The sequence below is a fragment of the Faecalispora sporosphaeroides DSM 1294 genome (assembly GCA_000383295.1).
In the GTDB taxonomy this organism is placed as follows: Bacteria; Bacillota; Clostridia; order Oscillospirales; family Acutalibacteraceae; genus Faecalispora; species Faecalispora sporosphaeroides.
Window position 1 is genome coordinate 196437 of record KB911068.1, and the last position, 24301, is coordinate 220737.

Consider the following 24301-nt stretch of genomic DNA (forward strand, 5'->3'; position numbering starts at 1 on the left):
GAACTTCGGGTCAACTTGACCCGAAATTGAAAGGAGGGATTGCAAATATCCCGTTGGGGCTTGACCTAAAAAATCAAGTCCCTTTTTTCATGACATAAAACAGATAAGGAGGAAAAACGCATGACAAAAAATGAGCCAAACAAGCCGGACGAAGTAAAAACCGCCCCGGCCCAGGAAGCAACAGCAGAAGAAAAAAACACGCCTGCTCCCATGCCGGAGATTGGCGGAGAAGCTCCTGCTCCGGAAAAGACCGCCGAGGAAACAGCGGCACTTCCCCGTGAGGACGAAACCGCCCTGTCTGAATCCGATAAGGACAGACCGGAAGAACCTAATCGCATTGACATTCCCGCCCCCGGTGATGTGGTGGTTTCCTTTGACAAAATCAATGAGATTGTTTCCGGGAAACAGGCGGCGGTAAAGGAAGCGGAACAGACTACCCTCGAAAAACAGGAAGCGGAGCCAGCAGAAAAAGCGGCAAAACCGGAACAACCGGGCAGAAAACCGAAAGGCCGTCCACCTAAAACCACCGAAAAAGCAGACAAAAAGCCTGCCCGCCCTGTCAAACAGGAAAAAGCACCAAAGGCCGTAAAGTCGGAGAAACCGGATAAACCGAAACAGACCGCAGAAATTGGCGGCGGGGCTTCTGCTTTCCCGCAAGCTAAGGAACAGGCACAGCAGGAAACGCCGCCCTCTGCCCCGGAGCTGCCGCCCGAACCGAGGGAAGCACCCCGCCCCGGCGAACAGGAACAGATTGTTTACCTTAATCTTTTCGAGCTTCACGCTTTCAAAGACCACCCGTTTCAGGTTCGTAATGATGAAGAAATGGCGGCTATGGTGGAAAGCGTTAAGGACAAGGGCGTTACCCAGCCTGCCATTGTGCGCCCCCGTGAAGATGGCGGCTATGAAATCGTATCAGGTCACCGCCGCCAGAAAGCCAGCGAATTAGCTGGATTTGCGGATATGCCTTGTATTATCCGCAACATGACGGACGAACAGGCCATCACGCAGATGGTAGAGGACAACACCAATCAGCGTGAAAATATCCTGCCCAGCGAACGGGCCAAAGCCCTGCAAATGCAGTTGGAAGCCATCAAGCGGCAGGGTGCGCGAACCGGCAACGGACAGCGTTCCAATGAGGTCGTAGCCGAGCGCAACAAAATGACCGTCAAGCAGGTTCAGCGGTATATCAAGCTCAATGAGCTGGTTCTCGACCTTATGAAAATGGTGGACGAAAAGAAAATCGCGTTCACTCCCGCGGTGGAGCTTGCGTTTATCAAGCCCAAAAATCAGCGGTATATTGCTATCGCTATTGAGGGCCAGCAGTCGGCTCCCTCGCTCTCACAGGCACAGCGTATGCGTGACCTTGACCAAAAGAAGCTGTTAAACCCCGATGTGATTGACGGAATCATGTTAGAAGAAAAAAAGGAGGCAGACAAAGTGATTATTTCAAGTCAGGAACTTTCCCAGTATTTCGGCAAGGAGAAAACACCCCGCGAAATGAAGGATACCATTATGAAGCTGCTTGAGGAAAACAAGGCAAAACTGAAAGAGGTTTCGGCTCCTCAAAAGAAAGCCGAACAGGAAAAATAAGCACTTCGGGTCAAGTTGACCCGAAGTCTGTGTATGCGGGGCTTTGCCCCGCACCCCAAAGCTCTAAGGATATAATATATTCCCCGTCGCCATATATCAGGTAGCATAACCGGGAAAATCGGTCAAGAGCCTGCCGCCGTAGGCGGTGCTTCGCACTCTTGACGGATTTCTCCCGGTTATGCTTTAAGGCAGTCAAGCGACGGGGATATAGATTCCTTTGAGCCGCGCCCTTTCCAAAGCGTGGAAAGGGCGGGGGGATAGGTTGACACATTCAGCGCAACAAGAACGGAGGTGCTTAAATCATGAAACGACCTTTAGCATACATTACTGCCGCGTGGTGCGGCAATCACGATACGGATACCAAACAGGCGGCGCAGTATTGCCGGGCAGTTTACGAAGCCGGTTTTTCCCCGGTTTGCCCGACCCTGTATCTTCCGCTTTTTCTCAATGACGCAATCCCGGAGGAACATAAAAGCGGCATTGATATGAGCCGGGATCTCCTGCGCCGCTCTCATGTGCTTGTCGTATGCGGAAGCGATATTGACGAGGACGTGAAAAACGACATTGCCGTTGCCGGGCGGCTGAACATCACGGCAACCACGCTGGACGGGATTCTGACCGTGAAAACGCAGGGACAGGAAAAAGACCATGCTTGAAGCCTTTGTTACCAATCTTGGACGGTATAACGAGGGATATTTGGACGGGGAGCCTTTAAAGCTCCCCGCCACCACCGAGGAAGTGCAGGCTCTTTTGAAGCGTATCCATGTGGACGGTGTGGGGTATGAGGAAATTTTCATTACCAATTATGAAACCGACGTACCCGGCCTGCGTGACTGCTTGGGCGAATATGAAAGCATTGACGAGCTGAACTATCTGGCTTCCCTGCTGGATGATATGGAGGAATGGGAGTTAGAAAAGTTTTCTGCCGCCGTGGACTTCGGGGAGTACAACAGTGTACCCGCCCTAATTAACCTTACGCAAAATCTGGATTGTTTTGAGTTTTACGCCGGGATTGAGAATGAGGAAGATTTGGGGCGATTCTATATTGATGAAATGTGTACGCTGGAAATCCCAGAGCATTTAACAAACTACATTGATTACGAAGCCTACGGACGGGATATGAGCATGGACGAGGACGGACGCTTTACAGATGGCGGCTATGTGGTGCGGACAGGCGACAGCTTTACCGAGTTTTACAGCGGCAGGGACGATTTACCGGAGGAACACCGAATTTTTGCTTATCCCAAACCGGAAAAGCTTTCTATTCGTGACACCCTCAAACAGTATCAGCAGATGATTGACAACGCGCCCGCTCCGCAAAAGGCTCACATTGCCCCGGCCTGTGAGGAACGGTAAAGCCACTTCGGGCCAACTTGGCCCGAAGTGTGAAAGGAGGTTAAAGCCTATGGCAAAAACGAAAACTACCACTGAACCGCTTTTGGAAAATGAGCATGTGAAAGAGCTTTTGGCGATATTGCGGGAAAACAATTCCCCGTCCACAAAAGATTTTCTTGCGGTTCTGCATCAGGTCGGAGCAATGGAAAAACAGCTTGACGCCGCTGTAAAGGAGCTTGCCGCCATGCGGCAGGAACTCCGAACAGCACAGGAACAGAACCACCCGGTTAAGACTGCTTTGCAAAAGGCGGTCATTGTTATGCAGGGGCAGGTATTGGACTTGCGGGATAAATTGGCGGAGCTAAAGCAAAGCGTCATAGACGGTTGTAAGAACGCCGTTACCGCTTTTAAGGAAACCGGCATTTCCGCGCTGGATAACGTAGCCCGGTTCTTCAAGGTGCGCCCCACTTTAGAAGCCATGCGGGATATGCTCACAAAGGATATTCAGTACGACGATAAGGCTATTGCCAAAATCGAAGCAATCAGCACCGAATACCATCAAGCCGGGCGGCATTTGAAAAACATGGGCCGGGTCATGCTCGGCAGAGAAGCGGCACAGGAAGTAAAACAGCCCGGCAAGCTGGCGGCGGTCATATCCGCTCCATTCCGTGCGGAGCGTTCCCATTTTTCCAGTATAAAAAGCCATATAGAAAAATCTTTGAATACGCTGGCACGGTTGGAAGAACGGGCGGCAGAGAAAAAGCCCTCTATCCGGGAAGCTCTTGCGACCCACAATGAAAAAATCGCACAGGCACAAAAGGACGCTCCCACCACAGAACGCCCCCGCCCTGTCAATGCGGAGAGGTAACACACTTCGGGCCAACTTGGCCCGAAGTCCTCCCGCCTATACGATTGCCATATCTGGCAGGAAAGGAGGAATTTCATGCAGGAAGATATTGAACGCCGGACGGTTGCCCTATCCGTCAATGCCACAAAGCTGACGGGCCGGACGCTGGCAAAGGTGCTGGCGGCAGCACTCCGGCAGATACAAAAGAGCCATCAGAAACGGCAGACACCACAGGGCAGACAGAGCGTAAAAAAGCTGATGAACCACGGCGTTTCTACGAACAGCCTTGATTTGTCCGGGGATACGAAGCTGTTTGACCGTGTAGCCCGGAAATACAATGTAGATTATGCTTTTCACAAAACCGGGCCGGACAAATATTTGTTATTCTTCAAAGCCGGGCAGGCAGACGCAATAACCGCCTGTTTTGGCGAATACACAAAGCTGGTGCTGAACCGGGGCAAGAGCCGCCGCCCCTCTATTCTGAAACAACTGAAAAACTTTGCCGACAGGGAGCGTACCAAACCGCACCAAAAGGAACGAAAACGGGAGGTGACGCGGAATGAACGATAAAATCCGTAAATATGTGATTCCCAATGTTCCCTATCTGTTCGTGCTGTGGTTCTTTCTAAAGCTCGGCACAGCCTACCGCCTTGCGGCAGGTGCAGACTTCGGAAATAAGCTGGTTGGCATGATAAAAACCATAAGCCCGGCATTTGCTTCCTTTGCGCCGGGCTTTGTGCTGTCCGATTGGCTCATTGGCCTTGCCGGGGCGGTCATACTCCGGCTGGTGGTATGGTATAAGGTAAAAAACGCAAAAAAGTTTCGGAGGGATGTGGAATATGGCTCGGCCCGGTGGGGAACGGCAAAGGACATCAAGCCCTTTATCGACCCAAAATTCAGCAACAACGTGATACTAACCGGGACAGAGCTTCTTACCATGAATACCCGACCCGCCAATCCCGCCAACGCCCGAAACCTTAACTGCTGTATCATAGGCTCCAGCGGAAGCGGGAAAACTCGCTTTTGGCTGACCCCACAGCTTTTACAGGCTCATTCGTCCTATGTGGTGGTTGACCCAAAGGGCGGCATTTTAGAGCAGGTCGGCTCTTTTCTGAAAAAGCAGGGCTACAAAATCAAGGTATTCAATTCCATTGATTTTGCCTGGTCAATGCACTATAACCCGCTGGCCTACTTAAAGACGGAAAGCGATATTTTGAAGTTTGTAAACGCTCTGATTGAGAACACAAAGGGCGACGGTAAAGAGGGCGATCCATTCTGGACGAAAGCAGAAACCTTGCTTTATTGTGCTTTAATCGGCTATATCGTCTTTGAGGGGCCGGAGGAAGAACGTCATATCAATACCCTTGTAGATATGCTGAACAGCATGGAAACAAGGGAAGATGATGAAAATTTCAAGAACGCCGTGGACTATATGTTCCTTGGCTTGGAAAAGCGCAATCCCAACCATTTTGCGGTGCGCCAGTACAAGAAATTCAAGCTCGCCAGCGGAAAAACCTCTAAAAGTATCCTGATTTCCTGCGGAGCAAGATTAGCCCCATTTGACATTGGACAGCTCCGTGAGATTATGAGCTATGACGAAATGGAGCTTGACCGCATGGGTGATAAGAAAACCGCCACCTTTTTCATCATCAGCGACACCAATACGACCTACAACTTTATTGTTGCTCTTGCCTTTTCGCAGATGTTCAATCTTTTGTGCGAACGGGCTGACAGCAAATACGGCGGCAGGCTCCCCCATCATGTAAGGGTGCTATGGGACGAAGCCGCTAATACAGGACAAGTGCCTCAACTGGAAAAACTGGTTGCCGTTATCCGCTCCCGTGAAATCTCCCTGTGCCTGTTTTTACAGGCGCAAAGCCAACTCAAAGCCTTATACAAAGACCACGCTGAAACCATTATGGGGAATATGGACAGCGTGATTTTTCTTGGTGGGCGGGAACATTCCACCATCAAGGAGCTTTCGGAGGTCTTGGGGAAAGAAACCATTTCCATGCAGACAGAAAGCCGGACACGGGGCCAGTCGGAAAGCTACGGACAGAATATGCAGCGGCTTGGCAAGGAGCTTATGACAATGGACGAATTGACCACTATGCCGGGCAACAAGTGCATTTTACAGCTTCGCGGTCTGCGTCCGTTCCTTTCCCCGAAATACGATTTGAAACAGCACCCCAATTACAGGTATACCGCCGAAGCCGACAAGCGCAACGCTTTTGACGCTTCAAAGCTGGTAAACCGCCGCATGAAAAAGCTCAGTCCCAATGAGCAGTATACCGTTTATGAAGTAAGTGCCGACGGGGAAACCGCCGCCATAGACGAGAACGAGGACATTCTCAACTATGATGATGTGGACGACCCGGAAGCATTTGCATAACTTCGGGCCAAGTTGGCCCGAAGTGGAGCCACCAGAGATGGCGGTTTTTTTATACCCGAAAACAATATGAAAACATGGAGGTAACCAGATTATGGGATTTTTTACGAGTGCAGTTAGTACCTTACAGACCCTTGTTGTAGCTCTGGGCGCGGGCCTTGCCGTGTGGGGCGTGATTAACCTTTTAGAAGGTTACGGGTCGGACAATCCGGGTGCGAAATCGCAAGGAATCAAGCAGCTCATGGCCGGGGGCGGCGTTATCCTGCTGGGAACAACGCTTGTACCTATGCTTTCCAGCCTGTTTTAAGGTAGGCCGGTATGGATTTTCTCACCGACTGGATTAACGAATGGATAAAGGGCCTGCTGATAGACGGTATCATGGGCAATTTAAGCGGTCTTTTTGAGAATGTGAACGACCAGATCGGAGAGATTGCAACACAGGTGGGAACTACGCCGGGGAACTGGAACCCCGGCGTGTTCTCCCTCATACGGCAGCTTTCCGAAACGGTTGTCTTGCCGATTGCCGGACTGGTGCTTACCTTTGTCATGTGCTATGAGCTGATACAAATGCTGATTGAGCGGAACAACCTGCACGACATTGACACATGGATTTTCTTCAAGTGGATATTCAAGACCTTTGTCGCGGTACTGCTCCTTTCCAACACGTTCAATATCGTAATGGCAGTATTTGATGTTTCCCAAAGCGTCATTAACAACGCAGGGGGCGTGATTGCAGGAAACACGGCGGTAAGCTCCGATATGCTGGATAGCTTGGAAACCCAACTCATGACAATGGAAATCGGCCCTCTGCTTGGCCTGTGGATGCAATCTTTCCTGATACGAATAGTAGTCGTAGTAATTAACATTGTTGTGTTTGTCATTGTGTACGGCAGAATGATTGAAATTTACCTACTCACCAGTTTAGCCCCTGTGCCAATAGCGACCTTGGTCAACCGGGAAATCGGCGGCATGGGTCAGAACTATCTGAAATCCCTGTGCGCCGTGGGCTTTCAAGGCTTGCTGATTTTGGTATGCGTGGGAATTTACGCAAAGCTGGTGCAGAGTATCGCCGTAGGCGGCGACCCCATTGGAGCCATATGGACGGTTATTGGCTATACGGTTCTGCTATGCTTTACTATGTTCAAAACGGGAAGCCTTGCGAAATCCATTTTTGGAGCGCACTGATAACTTCGGGCCAACTTGTCCCGAAGTGAGAAAGGAGAATTTTTTACTATGAGCAACGAAAAAACACCGGTTCCGCAGGAAGCGGAACCGCAACCCGGACAGGCGGCTTTGCCGCTGAAGCTGGACGTTACCGCCCGGCTCATTGAACCCAAAGGCAATCTTGTAGGCTTTGCCAGTCTGAAACTGAACGACTGCTTTGTAATTGACGATTTCAAGATTTTGCAAAACGACAAGGGCATTTTTGTAGGTATGCCGAGCAAGCCGGATAAGACCAGCAAGACCGGCTACCGGGATACGTCCCGCCCCATCACAAAAGAGTTCCGCGCCGAGCTGACCGAAGCCGTGACAGCAGCTTACCATGCGGAGCTTGAAAAGTTGCAGACCCGCGCCGCTGCCATTGCTTCCCCCGAAAAGCAGTCTATCCCGAAACAGCTTGCAGAGGGAGCCAAACAGGCGGCACAGGAAAACGCCGCCCGTTCTACTACGGCAAAGGCCAGTAAGGCCCAAAATGCAGAAAGGTAACTTCGGGCCAACTTGGCCCGAAGTGCCGGAAAGGAGGATTCTATGCTTTACCAACAGCCGGAACAATCGCCGTGGGGCAAGGTGCAGACCTGTGATATGCTCTGCCCCGGCGTGTTTCTTGTGAGTACCGCCAGTCACGGCGGGACAATGGTTGCAAAGGATATGGCGGCGGTGCTTTCTCCTGCCGCTATCAAGTGCGGCTTCCGTCACAGCGGTTTTCTCTGCTTTGAGGAAGATACGCAGGAAGATGTTGCCCTGCGGGAGCTTTTGGATAAAAAGCTGTGGGCGGTTCCTGACCGTATTAAGGATAAGGTGGCTTTTGAGGAAAACATCAATCAGTCACTTCGGGAACACAACCCGGATTATTGGCGGGTACGGCAGGCCGGGCTTGAAAAGACCCCGGCCCGGCAGACGGTTTCCACTCACAGCGCAGAGCGATAATGAACTTCGGGCCAAGTTGGCCCGAAGTTACGACCAAATGACAAAGCAAAAGGGATGCCCTGCTGGGTCAAGCATAGTTGTCCATAAGGATTCACTTTCCGGTGAAGTGGCTTCGCCATATTGTATATTGGCTTTTACTGCCCCACAGGAAAGCGCGTGCTGTACGGCAAGCTCCAACTGCTCCTGATTTTGTACCGTAAAATCCAAATGTGCCATTTGCTGTTGTGCGCTCGGCTCGTCCGGCCATACGGGCGGAACGTAGTCTGGATTTTGCTGAAAGGCGATTTTTACACCGCCAGAGGGCGAAATAATATCCGTCCACTCGTTTTCTTCCACATGGTTTTTCTTCCAGCCGAGAAGCCGTATATAAAAATCAGATAAAGCGGCTGCGTCCCTGCACTCCAACACAACAGCGTCAAGTGCAATCGGCAACAACCCTTTTGTATTCAATGTTTCCATAAAAACACTCCTTGCTTTTTCTCTAAATTATACCATGAAAACACCCGGAAAGGAGGATTTTTCATTGGCATATGTAAGCGTACCAAATGATTTATCGAAAATAAAAACCAAAGTGGCGTTCAATCTTACCAAACGCCAGCTACTATGCTTCGGAACGGCGGCGGTAGTCGGGATTCCGACCTATCTTTTTACCCGTACCGCCATTGGCAATACCGGGGCCATGCTTCTGATGATTGCCCTAATGCTCCCTTGCTTTCTTATTGCCATGTATGAGCGTGACGGACAACCGCTGGAAAAGGTGGTGCGAAATATTGTCCGCTCCAAATTTCTGTGGCCCCGTACACGCCCCTACCAGACACAGAATTTCTATTCCTACCTAAGCAAACCCGGAAAGGAGGTTTCACCCAATGGCACAAGAAACAAAACGCCCGCCCATTCCTGTAAAAAGCGGAAAGCCTAAAAGGCGTGGGCCGCAGTCGGCACAGCAGACCATTCCCTATAAGGAAATGCTGAAAGACGGTATCTGCAAGGTGCGGGAGGGCTACTACACAAAGACCCTTTCCTATGAAGATATTAACTATGCTGTTGCTTCCAGTGACGACCAAAGCACCATTTTTGACGGGTACTGCGGCTTTCTCAATTACTTTGACAGCGCCTTACCCTTTCAGCTTTCCTTTATCAATCACCGCTCCCGCCCGGAGAACCGTTACAGCGTGAACATTTCCCCGCAGGACGATGATTTTAACAGTATCCGGGGTGAATTTACCGCCATGCTGGAAAACCAGATTGCCAAAAGCAACAACGGCATTGTCCGCTCCAAATACATTACATTCGGGATTCAAGCAGACGGGATAGCGGCGGCTCGGCCCCGCTTGGAGCGAATCGAAGCAGATATTGTGGGGAACTTCAAGAAGCTGGGCGTACAGTCGGCAACCCTTTCCGGGCGGGAACGCCTGGAAGTGCTGCACAGCCAGCTACACCCCGGAGGAAAGGAAAAATTTATTTTCTCTTGGGATATGATACCCAAAACCGGCATGGGAACAAAGGACTTCATTGCTCCCACTTCCTTTGATTTTCGCCAAAGCCGCGCCTTTCGTGTGGGGACTACATGGGGCGCGGCTCTGTATATGCAGATTATGGCTTCGGAGCTTTCCGACAAGCTGTTAGCGGAGCTTTTGGAGGTGGACGCAGAAATGACCATCACCCTGCATATCCAGACGGTAGACCAGACCAAAGCGGTAAAAACGGTCAAGGCAAAGCTGACCGACATAGACCGTATGAAAATGGACGAGCAGAAAAAAGCCGCAAGAGCCGGGTATGACATTGATATTCTGCCCCCGGATTTGCTCACTTACAGCAAGGACGCGGCGGCACTCTTGGCAGATTTACAGAGCCGTAACGAGCGAATGTTTCTTCTCACGTTTCTTGTGGTGAACACAGCCCCCACCCGCCAGCAGTTGGAAAACGATATTTTCACGGTGTCGGGCATTACGCAGAAATATAACTGCTTTCTCAAACGGCTGGATTTTCAGCAGGAACAGGGCTTTATGTCCTCGCTCCCTCTTGGGTACAACGGAATCGAGATACAGCGGGGTATGACAACAAGCTCTACGGCGATATTCGTTCCCTTTATGACGCAGGAGCTTCGCATGGACGGGCAGGCTTTATACTACGGAATGAACGCTCTTTCCCATAATGTGATTATGGCAGACCGCAAAAAGCTGAAATCCGCCAATGGTTTGTATCTTGGAAGCACCGGCTCCGGCAAGAGCTTTGCCGCAAAGCGTGAGCTAATCAACGTATTCCTTGCCACCAAAGACCGCATTATCGTGGTAGACCCAATGGGCGAATACGCCCCGTTAGTCAGGCGGCTTGGCGGTGAGGTCATAGAAATATCGCCCAACAGCCCCCATCACATCAACCCAATGGACTTAAAATTGAACTTAGCCGGAGAGGACAGCCCGCTTTCGATGAAAGCGGATTTTTTATTGTCCTTATGTGAGTTGATTATCGGCGGCAAGGAGGGCTTACAGCCCATTGAAAAAACGGTTATTGACCGTTGTGTGCGCTTGGTGTACCGGGAGCTTGCCCTTGGTATCGGGGACGGGAAAATGCCGCTTCTGCAAGATTTGTATGAAACCCTGTGCAAACAGCCCGAACCGGAAGCCAGACGGATTGCAACCGCCTTGGAGCTTTACTGCACCGGCTCCCTCAATATGTTTAACCACCCTACCAACGTGCAGACCGATAGCCGTATTACCTGTATCGTGCTGAAAAGCATGGGCGAAAACCTACGCAAAATCGCCATGCACATCACAAATGAGCTGGTGACACAGGCGGTAGACAAAAACTTTTCCAGAAGCCTTGCGACCTGGTGCTACTATGATGAATTTCATATTCTCCTGCAAGATGCCCTAAGTGCCAGTTATTTCGTCCGTGTCTGGAAGATGCTGAGGAAAAAGGGCTGTGTACCGAGTGCCCTCACGCAGAATGTAAAAGACCTTTTAGCCAGCCGGGAAATCGAAAATATCTTGGAAAACAGCGACTTTATGATACTGCTGTCACAGGCGCAGGGCGACCGGGCAATCCTCGCTAAACAGCTTGGTATATCGGAACATCAGCTTTCGTATATCGCCCACAGTAATTCAGGGGAAGGGCTTTTGTTCTTCGGCAATACCACCATTCCCTTTGTAGACCGTTTCCCCCGTGGAGAAATCTACAATCTGCTAACCACAAGGCCAGAGGACATACGGGAGGTCCAAAATGCGTGATACGGGCAGGCCGGGCCGCTTGCGGTTTACGCCAAAAGGGCAGGCGGGAACTTCGGGCCAACTTGGCCCGAAGTCAGAAAAGCGAGCTATCCCGAAAAAGGAAACTGCCGGGGAAACACCGCCGCAAACCTCCGACCCATCGGGAGCTTCGCCGCCTGTGGGTAATCGCTCTGACCCTGCCCCGCCTAATACGAAAAAACGAAAATTACAGTTTGATGAGGAAGTCACCCCGGACACCACCATACCACCAAAATCCGTTGCCCCTGCCACTTCGGGCCAAGTTGGCCCGAAGTCGGGAAAGCTCCGACAGGACAGCAAGAAACCCCGCCCCTCGGAACGTCTGCGGCATGACGGGGAGCCGCCGCCCGGTAATGAAAAAACGGACACCCCGCCGGACAGCAAGCGTATGGAGAAATCAAAGCTCCGTATGGAAAAAAGCGGCAATAAGCTGAATACCGCCCGTGAAAAGTTGGCGAATCAGAAGCCGCAGAAAAATCCCGGCCCAGTCAAAACCATCAGCCGTGCCGTCCAGTATCAGCCATGGCGGTATGTGCATGGAAAAATCCATGAAGTGGAGCATGAAAATATGGGAACGGAAGCCGCCCACAAAACGGAGCTTGCCGGGGAACACCTTATCTGGGGCGGTACACGCTTTATCAATCACCGTATCAGAACCCGTCCCGCTCGGCAGGTTCGCAAGTGGGAAAGCAGACATATCAGCGCAAGAGCCGATTACACCTACCGCCAGCTTGTGCAGGAAAATCCGGGCTTGCAAAGCAATCCGGTTTCCCGGTTCTGGCAGAAGCAACAGCTAAAAAAGCAGTACCGAAAGCAGGCAAAGGAAGCGGTAAAGCAGGGCAAAAAAGCGGTGAGGTTCACAAAAAAAATTGCCCGAACGGTTGCGGCCTTTGTAAAGCGCAATCCCAAAATTCTATTGCTTGGGCTGGTGCTGTTCCTGCTGATTGTGGTTCTGCAATCCTGCATGGCGGGAATCACCACCATTGGCAACGGCCTGATTAGCGTTGTAGGCGGCACTTCCTACGGTTCGTCGGACAGCGATATTGAAGCTGTGGACGAAAGCTATACCGCACTGGAAAAGGATTTACGGGATCGGCTCTCCCGAATAGAAAGCGATTATCCAGACTATGACGAGTACCGCTATTCCGTGGACGAAATCGGGCATGACCCCTTTGAGCTGGCTTCCTATCTGACCGCCAAATACGGCGGCTACACCCCGGCGCAGGTACAGACCGAACTGCAAGCCCTATTCGGGCAACAGTATATCCTGACCATCACGGAAACGGTGGAGGTACGCTACCGCACGGAAACCGATACTTGGACGGACGAAAACGGCGAAACCCATACCGACACCTACGAGGTTCCCTATGATTACTATATCCTCAATGTGTCTTTAAAAAATAAGTCATTGGGGGCTGTAGCTCTTACCAATCTCGACCCGGAGCAGTCGGAACGCTATGCCATTTACCAAAAGACCAAAGGCAACCGCCCTTATCTGTTTGAGGGCAATATTTACGCCCATGCCGGAGAATACACCGATTACGACATACCGCCACAAGCTCTGGCCGACCCGGAATTTGCCGCTCTGATTGCGGAAGCGGAGAAATATTTAGGCTATCCCTATGTTTGGGGCGGTTCTTCTCCCTCCACTTCCTTTGATTGTTCGGGCTTTGTGTGCTGGGTCATCAATCAGTCTGGTGTGGGAAGCGTGGGGCGAACGACCGCAACGGGGCTTTTCAATTTCTGTTCCCATATCCCACCGGGCGAAGCACAGCCCGGCGACCTGATTTTCTTTCAAGGCACCTACGACACTCCGGGCGCAAGCCATGTGGGAATTTACGTAGGAAATGGCATGATGATCCATTGCGGCTCTCCCATACAGTACGCTTCTATCAATACAAGCTACTGGCAAAGTCACTTTTTAGGCTATGGGCGTTTGCCCTAACGAAACATAGGAGGTAATTTTTTGAACGCGAAAATTGAACGTGTCAGCAAGGACATACAGAAAACAAAGGAAAAAATCAATGAGTTTCAAACAAAGCTGCGGGAGCTGGAAAAGCAGAAAATCGAGCTTGAAAATTTGGAAATTGTGGACGCGGTGCGCGGCATGGATATTTCCCTGACCGACCTTGCCGACCTGCTGAAAGTGGCAAAGACAGGCGGGGCTACTTCGGGCCAACTTAACCCGAAGTCCGCAGTACCCGCCCAAACTGAAAAGGAGGAAATCGAAGAATGAAGAAATTTCGTATGATGGCGGTGCTGTGCGCCGCTTTTTTAATGGTATTTTCCTTTAGCACTGTGGCCTATGCCAGCGGCGGTGAGGAAACCCCGGAAGTAACGGAAGCTCCGGCGACTTCTGAAACCAATCCCTTTACCCCAGCCGGAACGGGAACCGTAGTCAATACCGCCACGGACGAGGACAGCAAGCAATTCTACACCATCACCACCCCGGACGAAAATGTATTTTACCTCGTGATTGACCTTCAGCGGGAAATGGACAATGTGTATTTTCTGAATGCCGTGACGGAAAAAGACCTGCTGGCTCTTGCGGAAAAATCCGAGGATACCGTGGAAAATGAAACCGCCGCTATTTCTACTCCCGAACCGGAAAGCGGTTCTGAAACAGACATAAGCTCCGAAACTTCTTTAGAAACCTCTGCGGAATTGGAGCAAAAAAGCAATACTACCATGCTCCTGCTGGTGCTGGCGGTTGTAGTGATTGGCGGCGGGGCCGGATATTACTTTAAGATTTATCGCCCGAAGCAGGAACAGGCCGCTTTGGCAGAGGACGAATTTGACGAATACGAAACCAACCCTTACGACGAGCAGGAGGACGATACCCCTCCGTGGGAAGTGGATGGGGAGGATTCGGATACCGGGGAGGACGAGGACGCATGAACTTTACTAACAGCCCCTATGAAAAAATGATGAAAGAAAAGCCCCGTCCCTGTCGCCCGGTTCCACCGCGCAAGCCGCCGAAAGGCTCCCCTTGCCGGGATTGCAGTTATTGGAACGGCTCTGTCTGCGTGGGCGTTTGCTACCGGGATTTGATTTTGCCGCAAAGGGAGGGAACTTCGGGCCAACTTGGCCCGAAGTCAGACGTATGAGTGCCGAACCCCGGGAACTGACCCGCCAGGAACACGCCGCAATCCGCAGGCTGGTAACAGGGATATGCGCCAACTATGACCCGGAATATGGCTGTCTGCCCCTTGATTACGGCGGCTGTTATATGATGGATAAATGCTGGACGGGCACATACTGCAAATATTTTCAAAAGGCCGTGCTTCCGCTTAACCCGGTGCTGGAAGCTGATTTAGCCGGAAACCCTACGGTGCTTTCCCGTAAGACCTGCCCGGTCTGCGGGGCGGCCTATCTTCCTGTTACCAGTCAGGCCTATTGCTCCGAAGCCTGCCGCCGGAAAGGAAAACGCGAAGCAGACCGCCGCCGCCAACAGCGGCACAGGCGCAAAAACAGGGGGTAAGGTGTCACGAAGTTTGCCCCCAAAAGCCTTGATTTCCGGGGCTTTCCGGCGCCGGTTTCAAGGAAAAGGTATCTATGCTTCCTGCCCCCACTTTTTGCGGGTAACAGCGTGACATTTCCATGTATGAGAACGGAGGGAAAAATGAGCGATAACGTAAAAGGATATGAAATCAAACGGGCCATTGCCTTTGAGAATGACCGGGGTTTTGCTCTTGGGGAAAATCCGCAGGCGGTACAGCCCTTTGCCACATGGCAGTTTACCGAGGACGCAAGCGGCAGGCGCGATTATTATTGGGGGCACTATACCACCGATAAAGCCGCCGCCACAAGGGATTATGAGAACCGTGTTTCCGAATATCATCATGACTACCGCGTATCCGAAAAATCGGCTTATCGATATTATTCTACACAAAGGCCGGTGGATATTGGCACGTTCCCCAAAACGGAGAACGGCCCGTTATACCTTGTGAATTTTGATAAGCCGGAAAGTGTGGAACAGGGCCGCTTTCTGGCATGGGGCTATCTTGTGTATGACGCACCTCTGACAGAAAAGCAGATTGGCGATTATGAGCTTCGGGCAGCTCCCGGCAATCCCGACAGAAAAGCTCCCATGCGGGAACCGGGAGAAAGTAAATCAATTACCGCCCGGCTGGCAGAGGGAGCAAAACAGGCGGCACGGGACAATGCCGCCCGTCCTGCTCCCCAAAAAAGCGCAGAGAAAGACAGGTAATCACTTCGGGCCAACTTGGCCCGAAGTCACTAAAAAGGAGGTTTTTTGAGAATGGAAAAGGATAACTATTTAAAAAATGCAGAGCTTTCGATCGAGCAGAATTACAATATGATTGATGGGATTCCAAATAATGCCCCTCTGCCTGTTCCGCAGACCATGCCGGAGGAAAGGCCGAAAGACCGGGTAAAGGAGCCGCCGGCAAAACACCGGAGCCGGGAACGGGAGGAACGGTGAGTCGCCCCAAACGCAGGCGCGGCGTTCCCCTTTATGTTTGGGTGAGTGATGATGAATACGCTGCCATTCAGGAGCGTATGGCACAGGCCGGAACACAGAATTTAAGCGCCTATATCCGAAAAATGGCGCTCAATGGCTATGTGTTAAATATTGACATTTCCCCTGTCCGGGAGCTGGTTTCCCTGCAACGCAGATGTGCCAACAATCTGAATCAGGTTGCCATTCATGCCAACACCTACGGCATTTATCCGTCCGAAATTACCGCTCTGCAAAAAGATTATACCGAGCTATGGGGCCGGGTTTCAGAGGTACTCAAACAGCTTACGGCGATAGTGGAGCTATAAGAAAAGCGGGGAGCGTTGGCACATGCCGTCGCTCCCCGCTTTTACTTTAGCAGGTAATTAGCCTTGCCAAGTGTCAACAATTGGTTTCCAATCCAGGGAACGCTCTTCGGCATGTGTCCAAACTTTCCAAAAATCTGGAGTGTCCGATTTAGGCCGGTTTTGTGAAGGGATATCTTTAATATCTACCACAGTAGGAATTGAAACGGCAGAACCTAAAATAATAGCTTTTTTAGTTGGTAAAGCGGGGAGTTCTGATAAAATATTTCCCATATTATCTGGAACCATTCTCCTGACCATATCTTGATCACGATCATTTACGATTCTATGCAAGATAAAAGAATTACACTGTGATAAAACTGTCGGGGATAATTCGGAAGGACGCTGTGAAGAAACAACAAGTCCCAAACCAAATTTTCTACCTTCACGCGCTATCTTCTCAAATACTTGTGTACATAGTTTTTCTGACGAATTATCATTATTGTCAGAATACTTTTTTATAAAGTTATGAGCCTCTTCCATAATTAATAGTGTTGGAAGTTCCTTTTCATAGTGTTTTCGGTATCTCTGCAATGCTTCAAAAATTAGCCTTGCAATGACCGAAACCATCAAATGGACTATGTTTGAAGGTAATAGGGATAAATCAATAATACAAATTTTTGCCTTCTTTTCTTTTGATTCACCCAAGAATAAATTTACCCAGTCTAACAAAGTGATTTGTGGATTGTTTCCAATGACGGGCGACAGTACAGAATTACGAAGAATACTCTTAATTCTTATAGTCATAAAATCAATATATTGTGCCACTTGGGTATCATTTGCAAGTGCAGCGATATAGGGGGCAAGGTTTTCAATGGGGAATTCTATAGGATCATCTTCATTACATGTTAAGTTTTCGCTTGCTTTTCCAAAAGTACCAGAGATACCTATAGTATTACTAAGAATTATTTGAACATCTTGCGCGGGGAAAATATTGTAGTACAAATTTCCGTTATATGTACCTTGATATTGTTGAATTGTAGTATCAGTAGTGTCACAAAAATTTATTAAATCTGTTTTATAATCGTTCGTTTCCTCAAGCTTTAGAACTTCGAGCCTTAGCGTTTCAACTCTAGCCTTAAGTTCTTTACCGAATTTTGTCCTTTCATTAGATAAATGAGATTGAGAAACGATGGATTCACGCAGAAAACATTCCAATTTATAAATAAAAATTTTAATACGATCTCCAGTTACAGTTTCTTTGCTGAATTTAGTACAATCTTGGTTTGCTGCTTTTAAATCTCTAAGAGCTTCACGCAATAAAGGCTTTTGTGTTTTATCACTTGCTTGAAATACACTAGCCCATTCAGAACTTGTCCACATCCATGCAGGAATCCGCAGTTGAGAAGAACTGGATTTATCCAAATCCTTTACAGTACAATGTGTTACATCAACATTTAAATTATCAAATGAATGTTTATATTCTCCATTAGGGTCAAGGATAATAAATCGAGCATTTGGAGATTTTTGACCAGCTTTTTCACTTGATTCTATTGACCACCTTATCAATCCAGAAACCGTACAGGATTTTCCACTTCCTGTGTTTCCGAGCACAGCAAGATGTCTCCCAAAAAGTTCATTAACAGAAATACGGACATCCCTATTACCAGCTAATGGTGACGTTCCAATTGTGATGGATTCTTCATCATGGTTTTCAATGATAGTATCCATTTGCTCCGGGTCAGGAAGAAGAATAGGGTCACCTACAGTAGGTAAGGTAAATGCTCCTCGTTCAAATTCAAGGCCATTTAATGTAGCTGTGATATGACCAAGTATATTTAACGAAATAATTCGCGCTCCCCGGGGAAGATTGACCTCACTATTTACATTTAAATGATTATATCCTATCCACGAAATCATGCCAACTAAGCACCCCGTTTCATTAGGGATGGTTAAAAAACTATTTATTCTTGGGAATAAAGATATATTACCCTCAGTAATGGAAACATTTGTTGGTGCAGTATCCAATAAGAAACCTTTAATTTCAGAAGGAGAAACCGAGTCTACTATTCCGATACATTTATCTGAATAATTATTAAAGTTCATTCTCCACCTCCGCACTAACCTCTGCTCTGTCCAAATATCCTTTACGAGCATCAACGAGTTTACTTGCCGATTCAGTTATCGTGTCAATAGCTGCTTTCGGTAAATAAAATTGTACCAAATTTTCAATACTACCAAACTCGCCACCACAGAGTAATGTTATTTGAGCAAGATTAATTTGTCTTAAAAATCCAACAAGACGTTCGTCTATTCCATAGGAAATAATGATTAAATGCGTAGAGGGAGTACTAAGCATTTCTTTTATGATTTTATTTATATGGGTATCACCAAATCCGTATCCATATGTCACCAATGTTGAATTTGGCCGACATATTGCACTGCTAAAATCACGAAAGAGCTCCGAATATGGATATAAGGCTGTTTCAACTGATTTCATGGAATTAGGATAAATCATTAAATGGTCACGATAAGTTTTATCTTTGGGTAATTCAACTTTTTCAGCTCCGAATCGAAGGCAATCCTTATAAATTGCATTATCTTTATTAACCCAATCTACAGAGCCATGAATTTTACTATAACGAACAACACCTTCTGCATAGCGAAATTCATTTTTGGCATCTGGTGTCCGATAATAATAATCAATTGTAGCTGGACTTTCTTGAAAACGGGGAACAATTTTTCCCCAAAAGCGATCCAAAATTTTAATACCTGAATAATCACAAGCGAGTTCTATAAAACGATCATAATTGGTTGTAAAAATATGCGTTCGCTCTCTGGTTGCAGTCCTACTACTGAAAGATGTAATAAATGACTTAAGTAAAAATAGTGCGAATTCTGCTTTAGCTGATTGGATAGTATCTGAAGATTCTAGTGCTGTCATAAAACTTTTTTCTGCTTCTAAAATACTATTACTAAAATCAGTAAGAACAATATCAATTTCAGCACCAAGCTTCTTTGCTGCTTTATCATTATTATCTATTTCGTAGCCATGAAGCAAGGATAAAGCGGTTCGTATCTGATCTTCAATATTATAATTACCTCTTCCCATTTGCTTTGCGGCATTTTCAGCATAAGTGTTTATTTTAGTAGAAAAGTCCTCACCAAATTTTGCCTTTGCCATAGAAGATGACTTAACATCAGCAGAAGAACAGATTGCCATCGTAAGTCCAGTGCCGATTAACATAGATAAATGTTCAGTTTGTAGTGCTGCACTAAGCCACGGTTCAATTCTCTTTCGATATTGTTCACGCATAGACTGTAAGTCTTTTTCCCCATTGAAATTATCAAATACAGGGAATTCAATCTTACTGCTAATTTTTAAACAATTCTGGTTTTCGAGCATCGATTGATACAATGTTTCATCAATATTCATAATTGTTCTTCTCCTTCGCCTTTATCCATCCTTTTCGTTGCAAAAGCAGCAATATGTACCAAATTTAAAAAATGGTAAAATTTATTTATATTTAATTATACAGCATTTTCCTTACATAAACAAGCTGACTTCGGGCCAACTTGGCCCGAAGTCCCGGGACAAGATCGGTGCGGCCTCGACAACATTGTTGCACCCTGCCCAAAATGGTAAAATATAGGTAGGATACAACAAGAAAGCCACTCAATGAAAGGAGATTTTTTATGAAGTTTATCAAGCTGATATTTAAGATTATCGCCGCGCCGTTTGTGGTTCTGTTGACGATAATAACACCCATGATTGAATTTGTGTTCTGCTATGCCGCCGCTCTCTTACAGGTAGTTTCCGGGATAGGCGTTCTTATCAGTATTGCCCTGCTGATAAGCGGTGAAAAGCTGGGCTTCGGCGTGTTCCTGTTCCTGTCGTTTTTAATTTCACCCCTTGGGATTCCCGCCATTGCGGAATACCTCATTGACGGACTGCACAGCCTAAACAATTCGCTTCGCTTTTTCATTGTAAGCTAACAGCGGCATAACAGAACTGCCGGGCAACTTCGGGGCAACTTGGCCCGAAGTTGTTTTTTCGAGGAAAGGAGGAAACGACATGGCAACCACCCGCCTTATGACCCGTCACACGGGAAGTGGCATGACCATTATGGAAACTTTAAAGGACGGTTTTGACTACGGGAAAAATCCAGATAAGACCCGCAACGGAGATTTAATTCTTGCCTATGAATGTGACCCTGCCACGGCTGACGCAGAATTTTTACTCTCCAAAGCAAAATATAAGGCTATTACCGGGCGGGAGCAAAAACGGGAGAATGATGTGCTGTATTATCAAATCCGACAGGCATTCCCGCCCGGCGAAACAGACCCGGAAACCGCTCTTAAAATCAGCTATGACCTTGCTATGCGCTGGACAAAAGGGCGACACGCCTTTTTCGTGGTTTCCCATGCTGACCGCCCCCACCCTCATTGCCATATTTACTACAATTCCACCTCACTGGACTGCACCCGGAAATTCCGGGATTTTATCGGTTCTGCCCGTGCGGTGCGGCGGCTTTCCGACCGGATATGCCTTGAAAACGGACTGTCTGTTATTACCAATCCGAAACGCCACAGCAAGGGGAAATTCAAGCATTACGGGGAATGGCTGGGAGGTCATAAACCGCCTACCTTTCAAGAAAAATTAAAGGCACAAATTGATATTTGTCTTGCAACGAAGCCGCCGGATATGGACACTTTTTTACAGGCAATGACGGCGGCTGGCTATGAAATCAAGCAGGGGCGCGGCGGCACGATCAGCTTTCGGGCAGAGGGGCAGGAACGCTTTACCCGGCTCCGTGCTTCTACGCTTGGCAAGGGCTACGGGCAGGAGGATATACAAGCGGCGATTGAGGGAAAAGCCGCTCCGCAGGAACGGCGCAAGGTCAATCTGATTGTGGATATTCAAGCCCGTATGAAAGCCGAAAAAGGACCGGCTTATGAACGCTGGGCAAAGGTATTCAACCTCAAGCAGATGGCGGCAGCTTTACAGTATTTGCAGGAAAATGGTTTGCTGGAATATGCAGATTTGGAGCAAAAGACCGCGGAGCTTACCGACCGTTTCCATACGCTTTCAGACAGCATAAAAGCCACCGAAGCCGCTATGCGTGTCAATGCGGAGCTAAAGGCAGCGGTGGTGGATTATGCTAAAACCCGTTCTGTATTTGAGGGGTACAAGGCGGCGAAGTACAGCAAGAAATATCTTGCGGAGCATGAAGCGGATATTGCCGCCTACCGGGCGGCGCAGGACATCTTCCGGCGTTTGCTGTCCGGGGCGAAGCTCCCCAAAATGGATACGCTCAAAGCGGAGTTCCAGCGGTTATCGGCAGATAAGAAAAAGGCTTACCGGGAGTACCGGGAAACCAAAAAGGCCATGCAGGAAATTGTTACGGTGAAAAGCAATATAGACCACCTGCTCGGCCTGACGGACGCGCAGAAAAATAAGGAAATGGAGCGATAGCGAACATGACGCAACATGAGGTGCAACGCACCGACTTCGGGCCAAATTGGCCCGAAGTCGCAGGGTTTGGGGCGGCTTGCCCCAACAAGCAATTTTTAAGAGTTGACCGCAGGGAAATTCTTAAAAATGTGCAAGTGTCAATACACTTGCCCTGCTTGCGGGTTAGCGTAAGCCCCAAAAATGGCACAAAAATTGTGGTTTGCTTTTAATATCCTTCCGCCCCAAAATTCCGATTACCAAATTTGTATTTTAAATTTGCATGTCTATCGAAAATCATTATCGCACTTTTTCCTTTGAGATATCCCATGATTTGCGATATACTGTATTTTGGTGGAATTGAGAGAAGCAAATGAATATGGTCGGGCATTATATGTCCTTCTATGATCGCAATTCCCTTCCTTTTGCATAAATCTCTTATGATTTGCCGTATGTCGTCCCTCAATTGATAATAGATTATCTTTCGCTGATACTTCGGCGTGAATACGTGGTCATTATGTCTGTCTGTGTGCGGTGATGATGGTGAAACTGTAAGCATTTACGGTAATTTCGCTGCCGAGATGTACTATGATACGACTCCAGAGGCAAGATATATGGAGCTATGGTTGCCATTAAGTTCATCGCAAAGTATAATGCAAATATGGATAAAAACAATGGAATACAAAAATAATCTACTCCGGTTTTTTGCCTATTGGTATGGCGATTTTTGGGCCTTTAGCAGATGTTGTCCCATTTCGTTGGGTTATGGTTTGGTTCAGGCGTTGCGTTAATTATTATTGCTACAGTTACACACTGCAATCTCATTTAGCAAATAAATAGATGTATCATGGAAAAATGCGAATGGATATTACTCGCTATTTATATAATTTGGAGGGTTATAAAGTTGAATAAAATAACAAAAAAGAATGTCATTCCCATACTAAGCGTTACAGTGGTTGGTGTTTTATTAGGTCTTTTTTCGGCCTATATAGACAATAGGCATATCCATATCAATTTCTTCTTAGGTCAAATAAATGTAAATGCGATTCTTTCAAATTTTGGTATATGGATCCTTATTGCATTATTTATTTCATTAAAAAGCGAAAAATCTATTTCAGCTGCAATTAGAGTTTTGTTTTTTTTCTTAAGTCTAAATATTACATTTCATATATACCATTTATTGATTCATGTTAATGTTAATAGCTATATGTTAATTTGGTATACAATTACCGCAATATCGCCGTTTTTGGCCGTTTTATGTCATAAAATAAAGCAAGATAATATCTTAGCGGTATTACTATCAGCAGGTGTTATTTCGGTAATGCTTTTGCAAATTATGTCCAGTAATCATGATGATATGTATTGTGAGATAATATTTTTAATTTGTGCTATAATTCTTATGCATAAAAAATTGATTACAACATTAATATCACTGTGTATAGGACCTGCTATTGCCTTTTTTCTGTATCAAATGCCTTTCTTTTCCTGAATGAGATGGTTTTTTAGTAAAAAGTCTGAAAATATGAAGGATTAATAGATGTTTACGACTTTTGCGAAGGATTTTGGATTGGAGTATATTTTGATATAATAATGACGCTTTCCAAAGGAAAATGTCCTTATCTAATACAATGGAATATTGATATGTGTTTGCGAGGGAACTGAACAAGTTGAAAAAGGTAAGACCTGACCTCTAGACCTGTGGCTAATACCGGCGTAAGAAAGCAATTTCTTACGCCATCTTTGCGTCTGAAAGAGCTTCCGAATTAATTGAAGTCTCTCATTTACACCCCTTGATAGATTACATAGATAGAGTTATCAAATGACAAATTGAATTGCCATACAGAAAAATAGACTTGCTCTGCGATTTTATTAGCCCTTAATAAAAAATCAACTTGACAATAATACAATGACAGTTTTGGTTACTTGGTCTTTAAAAATATTGAAGTCTAAGCCGTTGTGTGAAAATGCAGATTTTTCCTGTCTAAGAGCATCAATTAAAATGCAGCAAGTGTAAACTTTTTCAAATAAGTCATCTTGCGTTATGCCATTTTTATTTAATAGCTCTTTAATTTTTAAAAAATATTCATTTTCAAAATTGGAAAAATGACGATTGATATCAGTATCTTCTGATATCATCATTCTTAACTGAGCCAGAGCGTGACTGGTATCGGCATATAAGTCAATATAATAACAGATCCAATTTTCGACAAAACTAGCTAGTGAAAAAGGTTGTTGCAAACTTAATTTTTCAAGTAAATGGCCTGAAATATTTTCAAGATAATCGTGAAAAGCAGCAATGTATATTTGTTTCTTATCTTTAAAGTAACTATATAGCGCTCCTGTTGAGATACCAGCACGTTTGGCAATCTCAATTGTATTGGTTTTATAATATCCTTTTTCGCAAAAAAGGGCAAACCCGGCATCTAGTATTTTTTTCTTTGTTTCAATAGAACGTTTTTGAATGGGTTCTCTTACATCATTCATAATATCACCTCTTTTTTATTATACTTGGAACTTTAAATCAGGTC

The 24301-nt window shown here is 47.2% G+C and carries 26 protein-coding genes and 1 pseudogene; 22 read left to right on the forward strand and 5 right to left on the reverse strand.

What is annotated here, in order from left to right; all coding sequences use genetic code 11:
* The first annotated feature begins 120 nt into the window (after window positions 1-120).
* The 10 genes from G340_RS0107195 (at window position 121) to G340_RS0107240 (ending at window position 8309) form a co-directional block, all read left to right on the forward strand.
* The gene (locus G340_RS0107195) at window positions 121-1590 is read left to right on the forward strand and encodes a ParB/RepB/Spo0J family partition protein (RefSeq protein ID WP_020072984.1); all 1470 of its coding nucleotides are present in this window, start codon (window positions 121-123) and stop codon (window positions 1588-1590) included.
* 302 nt (window positions 1591-1892) lie between these two features.
* Window positions 1893-2246: a DUF7768 domain-containing protein gene (locus tag G340_RS0107200; RefSeq protein WP_020072985.1), complete on the forward strand. Its 354-nt coding sequence runs from the start codon at window positions 1893-1895 to the stop codon at window positions 2244-2246.
* Complete coding sequence (locus G340_RS0107205; protein ID WP_020072986.1) at window positions 2239-2946, forward strand: antirestriction protein ArdA; 708 nt, start codon at window positions 2239-2241, stop codon at window positions 2944-2946. The genes G340_RS0107200 and G340_RS0107205 overlap by 8 nt, the downstream gene beginning before the upstream one ends.
* Before the next feature lie 49 nt (window positions 2947-2995).
* Complete coding sequence (locus tag G340_RS0107210; protein WP_020072987.1) at window positions 2996-3793, forward strand: DUF6674 family protein; 798 nt, start codon at window positions 2996-2998, stop codon at window positions 3791-3793.
* A gap of 75 nt (window positions 3794-3868) precedes the next feature.
* Entirely contained in the window at window positions 3869-4342 is a 474-nt protein-coding gene (locus G340_RS0107215) for a PcfB family protein (protein ID WP_020072988.1), read from the forward strand.
* Window positions 4332-6164 carry a VirD4-like conjugal transfer protein, CD1115 family gene (locus G340_RS0107220; protein ID WP_020072989.1) on the forward strand — a complete coding sequence of 611 codons (1833 nt, stop codon included), beginning with the start codon at window positions 4332-4334 and terminating at the stop codon, window positions 6162-6164. The genes G340_RS0107215 and G340_RS0107220 overlap by 11 nt, the downstream gene beginning before the upstream one ends.
* Window positions 6165-6255: 91 nt before the next feature.
* A complete protein-coding gene (locus tag G340_RS0107225) occupies window positions 6256-6468 on the forward strand; it encodes a Maff2 family mobile element protein (RefSeq protein ID WP_011988858.1) in 213 nt (70 codons plus the stop codon).
* 11 nt (window positions 6469-6479) lie between these two features.
* Complete coding sequence (locus G340_RS0107230; RefSeq protein WP_020072990.1) at window positions 6480-7346, forward strand: VirB6/TrbL-like conjugal transfer protein, CD1112 family; 867 nt, start codon at window positions 6480-6482, stop codon at window positions 7344-7346.
* A gap of 48 nt (window positions 7347-7394) precedes the next feature.
* Complete coding sequence (locus tag G340_RS0107235) at window positions 7395-7868, forward strand: SpoVG family protein (RefSeq protein WP_020072991.1); 474 nt, start codon at window positions 7395-7397, stop codon at window positions 7866-7868.
* 42 nt (window positions 7869-7910) lie between these two features.
* Window positions 7911-8309, forward strand: coding sequence for a DUF7007 domain-containing protein (locus G340_RS0107240; protein WP_020072992.1), 399 nt, complete (start codon window positions 7911-7913; stop codon window positions 8307-8309).
* Window positions 8310-8336: 27 nt separating this feature from the next.
* On the opposite strand, the gene G340_RS0107245 is transcribed toward G340_RS0107240, so the two are convergent.
* On the reverse strand, window positions 8337-8768 hold the full coding sequence (locus G340_RS0107245; RefSeq protein WP_020072993.1) for a VOC family protein: 432 nt from the start codon (window positions 8766-8768) through the stop codon (window positions 8337-8339).
* Between the two features lie 64 nt (window positions 8769-8832).
* Here G340_RS0107245 and G340_RS0107250 point away from each other — a divergent pair, with 64 nt between their 5' ends.
* The 9 genes from G340_RS0107250 to G340_RS0107290 all read left to right on the forward strand — a co-directional run bounded on the left by G340_RS0107250 (window position 8833) and on the right by G340_RS0107290 (window position 16345).
* Window positions 8833-9228: a PrgI family protein gene (locus tag G340_RS0107250; protein WP_020072994.1), complete on the forward strand. Its 396-nt coding sequence runs from the start codon at window positions 8833-8835 to the stop codon at window positions 9226-9228.
* The gene (locus tag G340_RS0107255) at window positions 9176-11539 is read left to right on the forward strand and encodes a VirB4-like conjugal transfer ATPase, CD1110 family (protein WP_029161778.1); all 2364 of its coding nucleotides are present in this window, start codon (window positions 9176-9178) and stop codon (window positions 11537-11539) included. The genes G340_RS0107250 and G340_RS0107255 overlap by 53 nt, the downstream gene beginning before the upstream one ends.
* A gap of 406 nt (window positions 11540-11945) precedes the next feature.
* The gene (locus G340_RS0107260) at window positions 11946-13502 is read left to right on the forward strand and encodes a C40 family peptidase (RefSeq protein WP_326522347.1); all 1557 of its coding nucleotides are present in this window, start codon (window positions 11946-11948) and stop codon (window positions 13500-13502) included.
* Window positions 13503-13523: 21 nt separating this feature from the next.
* Window positions 13524-13793: a DUF4315 family protein gene (locus G340_RS0107265; RefSeq protein ID WP_020072997.1), complete on the forward strand. Its 270-nt coding sequence runs from the start codon at window positions 13524-13526 to the stop codon at window positions 13791-13793.
* On the forward strand, window positions 13790-14455 hold the full coding sequence (locus tag G340_RS0107270) for a DUF4366 domain-containing protein (protein ID WP_020072998.1): 666 nt from the start codon (window positions 13790-13792) through the stop codon (window positions 14453-14455). The genes G340_RS0107265 and G340_RS0107270 overlap by 4 nt, the downstream gene beginning before the upstream one ends.
* A gap of 205 nt (window positions 14456-14660) precedes the next feature.
* Complete coding sequence (locus G340_RS0107275) at window positions 14661-15038, forward strand: cysteine-rich VLP protein (protein WP_020072999.1); 378 nt, start codon at window positions 14661-14663, stop codon at window positions 15036-15038.
* 141 nt (window positions 15039-15179) lie between these two features.
* On the forward strand, window positions 15180-15767 hold the full coding sequence (locus G340_RS0107280; RefSeq protein ID WP_020073000.1) for a defense against restriction DarA-related protein: 588 nt from the start codon (window positions 15180-15182) through the stop codon (window positions 15765-15767).
* A 51-nt stretch (window positions 15768-15818) separates the two neighbouring features.
* On the forward strand, window positions 15819-16001 hold the full coding sequence (locus G340_RS0107285; protein WP_020073001.1) for a DUF4316 domain-containing protein: 183 nt from the start codon (window positions 15819-15821) through the stop codon (window positions 15999-16001).
* The gene (locus G340_RS0107290) at window positions 15998-16345 is read left to right on the forward strand and encodes a plasmid mobilization protein (protein ID WP_020073002.1); all 348 of its coding nucleotides are present in this window, start codon (window positions 15998-16000) and stop codon (window positions 16343-16345) included. Before G340_RS0107285 ends, G340_RS0107290 begins: the two co-directional genes overlap by 4 nt.
* Window positions 16346-16402: 57 nt before the next feature.
* Here G340_RS0107290 and G340_RS0107295 read toward each other — a convergent pair whose 3' ends face one another.
* On the reverse strand, window positions 16403-18427 hold the full coding sequence (locus G340_RS0107295; protein WP_027103904.1) for an ATP-binding protein: 2025 nt from the start codon (window positions 18425-18427) through the stop codon (window positions 16403-16405).
* On the reverse strand, window positions 18417-19757 hold the full coding sequence (locus tag G340_RS0107300; protein ID WP_020073004.1) for an SIR2 family protein: 1341 nt from the start codon (window positions 19755-19757) through the stop codon (window positions 18417-18419). Before G340_RS0107300 ends, G340_RS0107295 begins: the two co-directional genes overlap by 11 nt.
* A 260-nt stretch (window positions 19758-20017) precedes the next feature.
* Between G340_RS0107300 and G340_RS0107305 the strand changes: the two genes are divergently transcribed.
* Window positions 20018-20317, forward strand: a complete 300-nt coding sequence (locus G340_RS0107305) for a CD1845 family protein (RefSeq protein WP_020073005.1) — start codon at window positions 20018-20020, stop codon at window positions 20315-20317.
* 79 nt (window positions 20318-20396) lie between these two features.
* The gene (locus tag G340_RS0107310) at window positions 20397-21797 is read left to right on the forward strand and encodes a relaxase/mobilization nuclease domain-containing protein (RefSeq protein ID WP_020073006.1); all 1401 of its coding nucleotides are present in this window, start codon (window positions 20397-20399) and stop codon (window positions 21795-21797) included.
* A gap of 208 nt (window positions 21798-22005) precedes the next feature.
* On the opposite strand, the pseudogene tnpA reads toward G340_RS0107310, so the two are convergent.
* Window positions 22006-22332: pseudogene (gene tnpA, locus G340_RS16540) on the reverse strand (IS200/IS605 family transposase); the annotation flags it as partial.
* Window positions 22333-22677: 345 nt separating this feature from the next.
* On the opposite strand from tnpA, the gene G340_RS0107320 reads away from it, so the two are divergent.
* Entirely contained in the window at window positions 22678-23262 is a 585-nt protein-coding gene (locus G340_RS0107320) for a hypothetical protein (RefSeq protein WP_020073007.1), read from the forward strand.
* 398 nt (window positions 23263-23660) lie between these two features.
* Here G340_RS0107320 and G340_RS0107325 read toward each other — a convergent pair whose 3' ends face one another.
* On the reverse strand, window positions 23661-24257 hold the full coding sequence (locus G340_RS0107325) for a TetR/AcrR family transcriptional regulator (RefSeq protein WP_009064831.1): 597 nt from the start codon (window positions 24255-24257) through the stop codon (window positions 23661-23663).
* Window positions 24258-24301 lie beyond the last annotated feature (44 nt).

Excerpts from the sequence above, each read along its gene's own strand:
- G340_RS0107210 (WP_020072987.1), top strand. The coding sequence starts at position 2,996 with ATGGCAAAAACGAAAACTACCACTGAACCGCTTTTGGAAAATGAGCAT.
- G340_RS0107200 (WP_020072985.1), top strand. The coding sequence starts at position 1,893 with ATGAAACGACCTTTAGCATACATTACTGCCGCGTGGTGCGGCAATCAC.
- G340_RS0107240 (WP_020072992.1), top strand. The coding sequence starts at position 7,911 with ATGCTTTACCAACAGCCGGAACAATCGCCGTGGGGCAAGGTGCAGACC.
- G340_RS0107245 (WP_020072993.1), bottom strand. The coding sequence starts at position 8,768 with ATGGAAACATTGAATACAAAAGGGTTGTTGCCGATTGCACTTGACGCT.
- G340_RS0107215 (WP_020072988.1), top strand. The coding sequence starts at position 3,869 with ATGCAGGAAGATATTGAACGCCGGACGGTTGCCCTATCCGTCAATGCC.
- G340_RS0107285 (WP_020073001.1), top strand. The coding sequence starts at position 15,819 with ATGGAAAAGGATAACTATTTAAAAAATGCAGAGCTTTCGATCGAGCAG.
- G340_RS0107220 (WP_020072989.1), top strand. The coding sequence starts at position 4,332 with ATGAACGATAAAATCCGTAAATATGTGATTCCCAATGTTCCCTATCTG.
- G340_RS0107270 (WP_020072998.1), top strand. The coding sequence starts at position 13,790 with ATGAAGAAATTTCGTATGATGGCGGTGCTGTGCGCCGCTTTTTTAATG.
- G340_RS0107295 (WP_027103904.1), bottom strand. The coding sequence starts at position 18,427 with ATGAACTTTAATAATTATTCAGATAAATGTATCGGAATAGTAGACTCG.
- G340_RS0107235 (WP_020072991.1), top strand. The coding sequence starts at position 7,395 with ATGAGCAACGAAAAAACACCGGTTCCGCAGGAAGCGGAACCGCAACCC.
- G340_RS0107325 (WP_009064831.1), bottom strand. The coding sequence starts at position 24,257 with ATGAATGATGTAAGAGAACCCATTCAAAAACGTTCTATTGAAACAAAG.
- G340_RS0107305 (WP_020073005.1), top strand. The coding sequence starts at position 20,018 with ATGAAGTTTATCAAGCTGATATTTAAGATTATCGCCGCGCCGTTTGTG.
- G340_RS0107260 (WP_326522347.1), top strand. The coding sequence starts at position 11,946 with ATGGAGAAATCAAAGCTCCGTATGGAAAAAAGCGGCAATAAGCTGAAT.
- G340_RS0107205 (WP_020072986.1), top strand. The coding sequence starts at position 2,239 with ATGCTTGAAGCCTTTGTTACCAATCTTGGACGGTATAACGAGGGATAT.
- G340_RS0107275 (WP_020072999.1), top strand. The coding sequence starts at position 14,661 with ATGAGTGCCGAACCCCGGGAACTGACCCGCCAGGAACACGCCGCAATC.
- G340_RS0107225 (WP_011988858.1), top strand. The coding sequence starts at position 6,256 with ATGGGATTTTTTACGAGTGCAGTTAGTACCTTACAGACCCTTGTTGTA.
- G340_RS0107280 (WP_020073000.1), top strand. The coding sequence starts at position 15,180 with ATGAGCGATAACGTAAAAGGATATGAAATCAAACGGGCCATTGCCTTT.
- G340_RS0107255 (WP_029161778.1), top strand. The coding sequence starts at position 9,176 with ATGGCACAAGAAACAAAACGCCCGCCCATTCCTGTAAAAAGCGGAAAG.
- G340_RS0107230 (WP_020072990.1), top strand. The coding sequence starts at position 6,480 with ATGGATTTTCTCACCGACTGGATTAACGAATGGATAAAGGGCCTGCTG.
- G340_RS0107300 (WP_020073004.1), bottom strand. The coding sequence starts at position 19,757 with ATGAATATTGATGAAACATTGTATCAATCGATGCTCGAAAACCAGAAT.
- G340_RS0107195 (WP_020072984.1), top strand. The coding sequence starts at position 121 with ATGACAAAAAATGAGCCAAACAAGCCGGACGAAGTAAAAACCGCCCCG.
- G340_RS0107310 (WP_020073006.1), top strand. The coding sequence starts at position 20,397 with ATGGCAACCACCCGCCTTATGACCCGTCACACGGGAAGTGGCATGACC.